Source organism: Methylobacterium platani (assembly GCF_001653715.1).
Classification (GTDB): domain Bacteria; phylum Pseudomonadota; class Alphaproteobacteria; order Rhizobiales; family Beijerinckiaceae; genus Methylobacterium; species Methylobacterium platani.
In genome coordinates this window covers 36,696-47,187 of sequence record NZ_LWHQ01000064.1, presented here as the reverse complement: position 1 = coordinate 47,187, position 10,492 = coordinate 36,696, and the positions used below count along the sequence as shown (strand labels likewise).

5 protein-coding genes are annotated in these 10,492 nt (G+C 59.9%); all 5 read right to left on the bottom strand.

The genetic code is table 11. The features are described from left to right. Window positions 1-3,416: 3,416 nt before the first annotated feature. A complete protein-coding gene (locus A5481_RS33980; RefSeq protein ID WP_156312157.1) occupies window positions 3,417-3,863 on the bottom strand; it encodes a hypothetical protein in 447 nt (148 codons plus the stop codon). Between the two features lie 52 nt (window positions 3,864-3,915). Further along, window positions 3,916-4,470 (bottom strand): toxin-activating lysine-acyltransferase, encoded by a 555-nt coding sequence (locus A5481_RS27185; protein WP_048437265.1) that lies wholly within the window; start codon window positions 4,468-4,470, stop codon window positions 3,916-3,918. 303 nt (window positions 4,471-4,773) lie between these two features. After that, the gene (locus A5481_RS27180; RefSeq protein ID WP_156655656.1) at window positions 4,774-9,114 is read right to left on the bottom strand and encodes a hypothetical protein; all 4,341 of its coding nucleotides are present in this window, start codon (window positions 9,112-9,114) and stop codon (window positions 4,774-4,776) included. 29 nt (window positions 9,115-9,143) lie between these two features. Continuing rightward, the gene (locus tag A5481_RS33975) at window positions 9,144-9,770 is read right to left on the bottom strand and encodes an imm11 family protein (protein WP_156311778.1); all 627 of its coding nucleotides are present in this window, start codon (window positions 9,768-9,770) and stop codon (window positions 9,144-9,146) included. A gap of 42 nt (window positions 9,771-9,812) precedes the next feature. Continuing rightward, the gene (locus tag A5481_RS27175) at window positions 9,813-10,352 is read right to left on the bottom strand and encodes a toxin-activating lysine-acyltransferase (RefSeq protein WP_048432956.1); all 540 of its coding nucleotides are present in this window, start codon (window positions 10,350-10,352) and stop codon (window positions 9,813-9,815) included. Between the last annotated feature and the right edge of the window lie 140 nt (window positions 10,353-10,492).

Sequence of the window (10,492 nt, the reverse complement as noted above, 5' to 3'; positions counted from 1 at the left end):
GGTCTTCCACTCGAGCTGCAGCGCCCGGTCGAGGTTGCGCGCCCAGACGTGGAAGCTCCCGTCGCGGTCGGTCACCTGCACGGTGTAGTCGACCGCGATCCCGTCGGTGAACCGCACCCCGATCCGGTCGACCGGCAGGGCCGCGAGCGGGTTGAAGCCCAAGGCCTCGCGCCGCCACTCCGTGCCCGCCGGATGGCCGAGCGCCAGGATCGCCTCGGCGCTGGCGTAGCGGGTGCCGGGGTCGGAGGCGAGGCTCCAGGAGCCGTCGGACCGGCGCACGCCGTGATCGAGGATCACCGCGCGCCCGTCGACCACCCGCATCAGGTAGGGCGCCGCCTCGCGGTGGCCGAGCGCCGCGGCGCGCTCCGAGGGCGACCAGGTCTGCTCCAGGCGCCAGCCGGCGCCTTGCGCCAGCACGTCCTCCAGGGTGGCGCGGGCGATCGCCGCGCCGGCGGCGTCGCGCAGGGGCGTGCCGGACGCGAGCGTCCAGTACCCGCCCGCCGCATCCTCGACGTAGACGCCGCGGTCGAGCAGCACCGGCGCACCGGCGGCATCAACGCCGGTGAGCACCGGGGTGAGCTCGCGGGTCTGTTCCTGGCTCGCCCCCCAGGCGCCGAGCAGGTCGCCGACCTTTGCGACGAGGTCGCGCATCCGCGGCACCGTCATCGCGGCGGCGGTGGCGGCGGCGCGCTGTCCGAGCGCGATGTCGTTGGCGGTGGCGACCGCGAGGTCGGTGACGCGGCCGAAGCCCTTGAGATCGAGGCGGGCGCTGCCCTGCCAGGCGGCGCGGCCGGCCTCGCCGGCATAGCGGGTGTCGGTGTCGTTGGCCGGCAGCACCGCGTCGAAGATGCGGCGGGTGCGGCCATCCGTGAAGGTGACCTGGCCTGCGGCGGTCAGGCGGGTGCCCTGCGGGGTGGCGACGTCGAGACCTTGCGTCGCCAGGCCGATCTCGGTGATGCCGAGGGCCTCCAGCGAGAGGAGTTCGCCGGCATCGGTCTCGCCGTCGCCGTCGCGGTCGCGCCAGACCTGGAGGGTGGACCAGAGCAGGTCGGCCCTGGTGATGCGGCCGTCGCCGTCGGAATCGAGCGCCGAGAGGTCGGCGAAGCCCGAGCGCCCGACGCCGCCGAACATCTCGGCGATGTCGTCGATGCGACCGTTGTTGTTGCGGTCGCGGACCAGGAAGCCGTCATCGGCGCCGATCCATCCGGTGCGCTCGGCGAAGAGGTCCTGGTCGAGGTCGAAATAGACGCCGGAGGTGGCGAGTTCGGTGGTCTCGATGCCGTCGCCGTCGAGGTCGATGACGAGGGGATCGATCTCGGAGGACCAGGCGGTTCCCTTGGCGGAGCGGGCAACCGCGGCCGAGAGGGTGAGGGCCTGCTCGACGAGGGCGAGGCCGCCATACTTGGCGGCGAGACCATAGCCGATGGCACCGCCGAGGAGGGGCGCCATGAGGGCGAGGAGGTCGCCGATCGGGTTGGCGGCCTTGAACACCATGTTGAAGGTGCCCTGGCGGTCGAGCCCGTTCTGGAGACCGCCGAGGTAGCTTCCGACGAGGTCGAAGTTCTCAACCTTCATCCATCCCTTGAGGATGCCCTGCTTGTCGAGCTCCTGCTGCGCCTTGTAGGCCTCGCTCGGCGATCCGCCGAACACGGCATTGAAGACCTGATCGAAGGAATTGGTGATATACATGTCGAGACCGCCCCTGGCGTTGGGGCGGAACATGTATGTCATCCAGGGAAGGAGATGATCGAAGTAGATCGAGCGGGCGGGATCGTACTTCCCGTTCTCGTCGAGGGAGGCGTAGAGGTTAGCAAGCCCCATGGCGCCGCCGAGGCTGCCGTTCAAGGCGAGCCCGAGGACGCCGCCTTCGGCGTTGCCGCCGGTGAGGGTGAGGCCGTAGAACTTGAGGAAGTCGTGGTGCTGGGCGTCCTTGACGACAGTATTGGGCGAGTACCAGATGTCGTCGCTGTTGGCGGCATTGTCCTCGATGGTTTTGCCGGTGGCCGGATCGAGGCGATCGATGGTGTCGCCATATATCTCGCCGCCGTATGAACGGTTGTAGATCCAGTCCCTGCCGATTCCACCTGCCGTTGTTGCGCGCTTACCGCCAATTGTGACAACCAAATCTTTACCGGACCCACCATCAATGACCATCGACAGGTCTTTTGGCGCGACCGGACTTTCTTTATTTGCGGGGTCAACGGGAGATCCCGCATTGACAAATTTGGGATCCCAACCAATTAATATATCATTACCGCCAGATCCATTTAGATGCGACCACTTTGTAGCGAGCAACCAATCGTCACCACTGCCTCCGGTACCAGTCTCGAAGTCGAATCCAAAGCTTGCCGCTATCTTTTTAACGTAGTCATCCGAAGTTTCACCGTCATCAAACGGATTCAATTCAGAGAGCTGATCGTAAATAGGGTTTATATATGAGTCGAAAATCTTGTTATTGAGATCGTATAGATAGCCTCCAAGCTCAGCGCCAGCGTATGATGCTCCTACGCCTCCAGCAACAGCCCCGATTATCGGCCCCCACAGACCCCCATATCCCTTGAGGATGGCTGTCGCGAAAAACGCCCCAAGCGCGCCGCCTGTAAGTCCACCAGCAGTTTCGAAGATGTACGACGCCCATAGCCGATTAGCACTCTGAACATCGTTCTTCGATCGAAGCTCTGCCGCTTGCGCAACGGTTACCCCAAAGCTAAGCACATCACCAACAATACCAACCTGACGAAGTATCTCGACAATCGCAACTATAGCTGTTACCTTGAATCCCGCCTTGGCCGCGCTGGAAAAACCTCCACTCTTTATAGTATCTGAGCCATAATATGCCCTTATATCAACTTCGTCGAAGCTAAATTGATGATCCCGAGTAATATTCGACAACCTCGAAGTTTTTTTCATTTTATCTGACAATGCGACCGCTTGCTCGACGGAAACTCGCTTGTCTAAAATTACTTCTCCGATAAATCCGGGCGTCGATTGATGAACTCGAAAATTACCCACTCCGCGATAAGCATGCAAATCTTTGTCTTCTGTTATAATTTCATATAGTACCCCATTCGCGCGATTCTTTTCTAAGAATTTTTTTATAGAAATGTCACCTTCTTGCTTTGATTTATTTGTTGGATTGTATTTTTTCTTATCGGCTTCGGTGATTGGATCGTCAATCTGAATAATGCTTCCCAAATTATTATTATACCATTGTTGGAATTTTGGCCCAAAGTCTAAACTGCGCATTATCTCGTCATAAATATCCTGAGTAATAAGAACTTTCCGCCCTCCGGCGGTTAGAGCGTCTAACCCACCCATGCTTGCGAGTGTGTAAGCAGCGCCAGTGTCTAAAAGATTTACAACACTCACAGGGACACCCCTATCGCAAAGCGAAAGTGTTTATATTATCATTAGCATCAGGTATCATCAACAACCATGTTGCTCATCTCTAGAAATGAGGCTTTTATATCATTCGCCTCCATTTTACCTCCTTGCTGTGCCATGTTTTTTAGAACTAAATAACATGTAGAGTACGGAGCTCGCACTTCTTTTATATTATTTTTTATTCTGAACCAGCGTACAAATTCACTCATCAAAACACTTGCCTCGTAATTTTCATCGAAATCTCCTTCTGAATACTCTTTTGGTGTTAAAGATCCACTTTTCAATTTATTATTTAGTGCCTCAAATTTTCCCCAAATTTCTTCGTCCGATCTCGCTAGTCTACAGCATTCTATTAAATTTGTCAGCCTTGCGCGCGGGAGCGATGCTGGACTCTCGATAGTATTTTGACTATCGCTTACCCTTGAATGACTCTCATACCAAGAAGACAACTCTTCTTTCCATGAGTTTCGATTTGTCATGTCTCAAGCCTCTACGCAGCCTGCTTCAAATTATGCCATTTTCTTAAATTTTTCAATTCTCGATATTTTGAGGAAGACGACCCCGCATCCGCTCCAACACCGCCGGATCCACAAGCTGCGCCACCACCGGATGCACCCGCACCGCACGGTCCTGCACCACCTGACGAAAATTCGCCAGAACCGCCGTCGCCACACGCTGCGACGGCGCGATCACGTCCAGAAGCCACGCCGTCTCCCCGCTCGTCCACTCCTCCGGCTTCAGACGAACCGGAAACACCCGCGCCTGCACCTGCTCGCGGATCTTGGCATCCACCTCGTCCGACACGCTCGCCCAGATCGCGATCCCCGCCGTCTCCTCAAGGCGCCCCTCCCCGCCTGTCCGCGCGATCGCAATCCGGTCCCGCGTCAGAGGCTCGATCACCACGGACAGAAGGTCCGACACCGCGAGGTGCCGGTAGCGCGGCAGGCTCACCAGGGCCAGCACCACCTCGCCGATGCTCGCCTGCAGCCGGGTCCGGAACGCCGTGACCTGCGCCAGCAGCGCCGGGTCGAGCGCCCCGTCCTGCCCCGTCTCCGCCGCCGCGCTCGCCTCGATGCCGTCCGCCATGATGCGTCCTTCTGCGTCATACGAATGTCATGCCGCCTGCCCGGCCAGCATGGGAGACGATCCCGACACCCGTCGGCGCGGCCACCTCCGAAGAGGCGCCGAACCACCGGCCGTCTTCCTCTGCGTCACTCCCCACTCGGGGCGGCGTGCGCGAGCCTCTCCGCTGTACGGAACAGCAAAGCTTGTGCAACTTCAAGGAAAAAATCGGACACGTGGAATAAAACGTTACGTGAGCGCTTGGCAGCGGCGGTCGTCGTTAAAATTTTATGGAAATCATTGCCATGATGTCCCAACGGCAGACGATCACGCCGCGCGGCGCATATCATGGTGTCCAGGCGCGATATCGCTGGCGATGCCCGAGACGCAGGCCCCCGGGTCCGCCGACAGGTTGGCCCGCCCCGTCGGGCCGACCGCGTAGGCGAGGTGACCGGTGGCGGCATCGAGCCGCGCCGTCAGCATCTCGGGCCGGAAGTCGATCCCCGCCAGCGAGGTCGCGAAGTGGAACTGCGCCGGCGTCAGCATCTCGACCCGGTAGGTCGAGGAATCCGTCGAGCCGACCTCGTCGAGGTGGTCGAAGTCGATCGCGTAGTTGCGTAAGGAGAACTCGCGGCTGTCGCCGGTCTTCCACTCGAGCTGCAGCGCCCGGTCGAGGTTGCGCGCCCAGACGTGGAAGCTCCCGTCGCGGTCGGTCACCTGCACGGTGTAGTCGACCGCGATCCCGTCGGTGAACCGCACCCCGAGCCGCGACACCGGCAGGGCCGCGTGCGGGTTGAACCCCAGCGCCTCGCGCCGCCACTCCGTCCCCACGGGATGGCCGAGCGCCAGGATCGCCTCGGCGCTGGCGTAGCGGGTGCCGGGGTCGGAGGCGAGGCTCCAGGAGCCGTCGGACCGGCGCACGCCGTGATCGAGGATCACCGCGCGCCCGTCGACCACCCGCATCAGGTAGGGCGCCGCCTCGCGGTGGCCGAGCGCCGCGGCGCGCTCGGAGGGCGACCAGGTCTGCTCCAGGCGCCAGCCGGCGCCTTGCGCCAGCACGTCCTCCAGGGTGGCGCGGGCGATCGCCGCGCCGGCGGCGTCGCGCAGGAGCGTGCCGGACGCGAGCGTCCAGTACCCGCCCGCCGCATCCTCGACGTAGACGCCGCGGTCGAGCAGCACGGCTGCACCGGCGGCATCAACGCCGGTGAGCACCGGGGTGAGCTCGCGGGTCTGTTCCTGGCTCGCCCCCCAGGCGCCGAGCAGGTCGCCGACCGTTGCGACGAGGTCGCGCATCCGCGGCACCGTCATCGCGGCGGCGGTGGCGGCGGCGCGCTGTCCGAGCGCGATGTCGTTGGCGGTGGCGACCGCGAGGTCGGTGACGCGGCCGAAGCCCTTGAGATCGAGGCGGGCGCTGCCCTGCCAGGCGGCGCGGCCGGCCTCGCCGGCATAGCGGGTGTCGGTGTCGTTGGCCGGCAGCACCGCGTCGAAGATGCGGCGGGTGCGGCCATCCGTGAAGGTGACCTGTCCGGCGGCGGTCAGGCGGGTGCCCTGCGGGGTGGTGGCGTCGAGACCTTGCGTCGCCAGGCCGATCTCGGTGATGCCGAGGGCCTCCAGCGAGAGGAGTTCGCCGGCATCGGTCTCGCCGTCGCCGTCGCCGTCGCGCCAGACCTGGAGGGTGGACCAGAGCAGGTCAGCCCTGGTGATGCGGCCGTCCCCGTCGGAATCGAGCGCCGAGAGGTCGGCGAAGCCCGAGCGTCCGACGCCGCCGAACATCTCGGCGATGTCGTCGATGCGGCCGTTGCCGTTGCGGTCGCGGACCAGGAAGCCGTCATCGGCACCGATCCAGCCGGTGCGCTCGGCGAAGAGATCCTGGTCGAGGTCGAAATAGACGCCGGAGGTGGCGAGTTCGGTGGTCTCGATGCCGTCGCCGTCGAGGTCGATGACGAGGGGGTCGAGGTCGACAGCCCACGCAGCTCCCTTGGCGCGGCGCACGGTGGCGGCGGCGAGTGTGAGGGCCTGCTCGACGAGGGCGAGGCCGCCGTACTTGGCAGCGAGGCCCTGGCCGATGGCGGTGTGGAGGAGCGGGGCCATGAGGGCGAGGAGGTCGGCCACCGGATTGGCGGCCTTGAACACCATGTTGAAGGTGCCCTCACGCGCGAGCGCTGGCTGTTCCGCACCCCAGAGGCTGATGGCGAGATCGAAGTTCTCGACCTTCATCCAGCCCTTGAGGATGCCCTGCTTGTCGAGTTCCTGCTGTTTCTTGTACGCCTCTTTGGTACTTCCACCGTAGATGGCATTGAAAACCTGATCAAAGAGGTTGGTAACGTACATGTCGAGTTTGCCCGATGCGTTCGGGCGGAACATGTATGTCATCCAGGGAATGAGGTGGTCGAAGTAGATCGACCGGGATGGGTCGTATTTTCCGTTCTCGTCGAAAGCGCGATAGAAATTGGCCAGACCGGTGGCGCCTCCGAAAGCGCCACTCACGGCGAGGCCAGCGATGCCACCTTCGGCGCTGCCACCGGTGAGGGTGAGGCCGTAGAACTTGAGGAAATCTCGGTGTTGAGCATCCTTGACGACGGTGTTGGGCGAGTACCAAATGTTGTCGCTGTTGGCGAAGGTGTTTTCGGCCTTTCCGTCCTTGTCGTTGTCGCCGTAGATGATCCCGCCCTCGGACCGATTGTAGATCCAGTCACGTCCAAGGCCGCCGATGGTGGTGACCTGCTTGCCGCCGAGCGCGATGACCCAATCGTTACCCACTCCGCCGTCGAGCCTCAGCGCGAGATCGGCCTCGGCGAGGGGGCTGTCGGCCCGCGACGGCCACACCCGATCGCCCTTCTTGATGGCCTTTCCGGCGAGACCGAGGAGGATGTCGTTGCCGCCCTCGCCGAAGACTTCGCCGAAGCCGCTGTGGAACAGGATGTTCGCATTTTCATTGCCGAAGATCTGCGCCTGATCCTGCCCGGAGAGCCACACTTTCCACCCGACATCGGTGGGCAGGCGCGCGGCCGTTGCTCCCGTATAGACCTCGACTTTAGGGGTGAGCGGCGCTGTAATATAATTCGAAATTTCGCCGAGCTTTGAATAGTACTCATGCACGGCTTTGAAGACGGTCGTCTTCTCCATCGTGGCGAACGCTTCCGACAGCGCGGCGAGCGGTCCGGCGAGCTGGCTATCGGGATAGGCCTTGACGTAGTTCTTGGCGAACTTGGTGAAGGCCTCGTAGCCCATCGCGACATCGGTCGAGATGACGAAGGCCAAGCCAACCCGACCGGCTATGGCGAGCAGATGCAGGCCGACGAGTTCGACCGCTGCCGCCGGCACGGAGGCCAGAAAGGCAGGCGCCTTCTCGGCGGCCCAATCCTCGAACGATTGCTTGGTTTCGACGGTGTCGGCAGCGTAGGCGGTTTGGAGATAGAGCGCGGCAGCGCCGAGCATTGCCAATGTCAAGCCAATGCGTACACTGGTCTCGCCGCCCTCGTTCTTATAGAATGCATCTATTTTTTCGTCGAGCGTGCGCAATCTCTTCGTGCCGATGGGATCGGCATCTTGCATCTTATACATAATATCGGACAGAAGCGCGCGTGATTCGGTGCGGCTCAGGTCGAGATCTTCACCTACCTTACCGATAGCGAGATTGCTGATGGCTGAAGTCACACCGATTAAATCGGTCGGAATCTTCGATCCGGCCCGAATGACATTGGGATTCGAGATGGCCGCATAGATGGTATCGCGGAAGGATGTAAATTCCGCGGTTTGGCGAATTTGCGCGACCCGCTCAGGATTGGCGATGTTGGCGCGCGTTAACTGGTCAGTCGCGATGATATCGGCACGTGTCTCAAGAAATTTTTTCCGATCCGCTGCATCAGGGAAATCAGAGGGCTCCATTAACAGGATGCGCTCTCGGTCGTAGGGCAGCGTACGGCCTTCGATCCCTGCTCGGTACGCTTCTGTGCCACCTTTCGTTGTTGCAATCTTGCCCTCTTCTAGAACGAGTTCGCCTGCAATTTTCTCGATCGGCATTCGAGAATAAAAATCAAGATTATAATCTAAAACGTTAGAAAAACTTGATGATTTCAGAAATAAATCGCCTTCATGCATTGCGAGTGCGGGGCGATTCGAAATCTTAGCTTCGGGAATCCCGTCAATTTGGTATGCCAATCGTAATGCATTCTCGACGCCCCTCCACTCTCTAGCCATAAAATCGTTTGCAAGTTTCTCTGCGCTCTTCAGCCCGTCTTCGAAAGACGTCGCCTTTTCTAATCGCATTATTTCGTCGAATTTGAATTCTTTGATAATTTCCGCACGGCGTAACGCAGCATCTCTGTATTTTCTAACGATTGCTGTGTAGCTACCGTGACTTCCCCTATGCGCAGACATACCCAAACGAACGCCATCGGCGTATGAATAGGGTAGGGCTGAGCCGTTCAGCGCAAAATCGGCACCGTTAAATCTTACACTCAGATCAACATCAGCGGAACTTATCCTTTCTACGAAATCCTTGCCCAACACAGCCATGTCTTCTTTTGGGTGGACATGTTGCTTCCGAAATGCGCTTTTAAAATTATTACCACCCTTAGCAAGAGGGCGATCAAAAAAATAACTGCCGTCCAGGCGCCGTAGACCGTCGGCTGGCAAATTAATGTCATCAAAATCATAAATCGACATTTTAATCTCCAATTATACACATCTATAATTTAGATTTCTTCGCAGTATTCGTCGAGATCGCATCCAGTCAGATTTTGTCGCCGAATAAGATCAGCCAATCTGTCGGAAACGAACCAACAGTGGCCGTATCGACGATCAATCCAACACGCTCTATTTGATACGATTGACGAGTCAACAGCACATTTCCACGGCCCAACCTTCTTTTCGTAAATCCATCCCTTAACGTACTCTCGACCAGTAGCATTTAGATTGCTCTTTTCTTCAATAATTGCCTCGATTTGGCCAACAACATTGAAAATGTAAAATCTTCCTGGGAGAGTAGCGTCGCTATCTGAGTCAATTTCTACCGGAAAAAATTGGTGTTTACTGGGCTCTATCGACTCAATCGCCTCTTTAAATCGCTCACTTACTAATACTCCCCCGCCTTGCAGGCCCAAAAAATCATACATGTTAATTCCTTTAATAAATTTTAAATGCGTTGGCATAATCTCTGATGGAAAAACTGTTCCTGTGAACCACGACGCTCGCTGTATGGATCCAGGATAGGAAACAGTTCTATTGAAATAATCGAATATTGTCTTTTGATATTTCTCGGGCAATTCGATTTCTGTCACTCCCAAAGGGTTGTTCAGATCGGTGCGCAGTATATAAGCCATCTCGCCAGCCTCTCGCCCGTAAATTCAAGATTAATTATCTTATCAGTGCCCAGGGGTTCGCATCCGCTCTAACACCGCCGGATCCACCAGTTGCGCCACCACCGGATGCACCCGCACCGCACGGTCCTGCACCACCTGACGGAAATTCGCCAGAACCGCCGTCGCCACACGCTGCGACGGCGCGATCACGTCCAGAAGCCACGCCGTCTCCCCGCTCGTCCACTCCTCCGGCTTCAGGCGAACCGGAAACACCCGCGCCTGAACCTGCTCGCGGATCTTGGCGTCCACCGCGTCCGACACGCTCGCCCAGATCGCGATCCCCGCCGTCTCCTCCAGGCGCCCCTCCCCGCCCGTCCGCGCGATCGCGATCCGGTCCCGCGTCAGCGGCTCGATCACCAAAGGCAGAAGGTCCGACACCGAAAGGTGCCGGTAGCGCGGCAGGCTCACCAGGGCCAGCACCACCTCGCCGAGGCTCGCCTGCAGCCGGGTCCGGAACGCCGTGACCTGCGCCAGCAGCGCCGGGTCGAGCGCCCCGTCCTGCCCCGTCTCCGCCGCCGCGCTCGCCTCGATGCCGTCCGCCATGATGCGTCCTTCTGCGTCATACGAATGTCAGGCCGCCTGCCCGGCCAGCATGGAAGACGATCCCGACACCCGTCGGCGCGGCCCACCTCCGAAGAGGCGCCGAACCACCGGCCGTCTTCCTCTGCGTCACGCCCCTTTCG

Excerpts from the sequence above, each read along its gene's own strand:
- A5481_RS33980 (WP_156312157.1), bottom strand. The coding sequence starts at position 3,863 with ATGACAAATCGAAACTCATGGAAAGAAGAGTTGTCTTCTTGGTATGAG.
- A5481_RS27185 (WP_048437265.1), bottom strand. The coding sequence starts at position 4,470 with ATGGCGGACGGCATCGAGGCGAGCGCGGCGGCGGAGACGGGGCAGGAC.
- A5481_RS27180 (WP_156655656.1), bottom strand. The coding sequence starts at position 9,114 with ATGTCGATTTATGATTTTGATGACATTAATTTGCCAGCCGACGGTCTA.
- A5481_RS33975 (WP_156311778.1), bottom strand. The coding sequence starts at position 9,770 with ATGGCTTATATACTGCGCACCGATCTGAACAACCCTTTGGGAGTGACA.
- A5481_RS27175 (WP_048432956.1), bottom strand. The coding sequence starts at position 10,352 with ATGGCGGACGGCATCGAGGCGAGCGCGGCGGCGGAGACGGGGCAGGAC.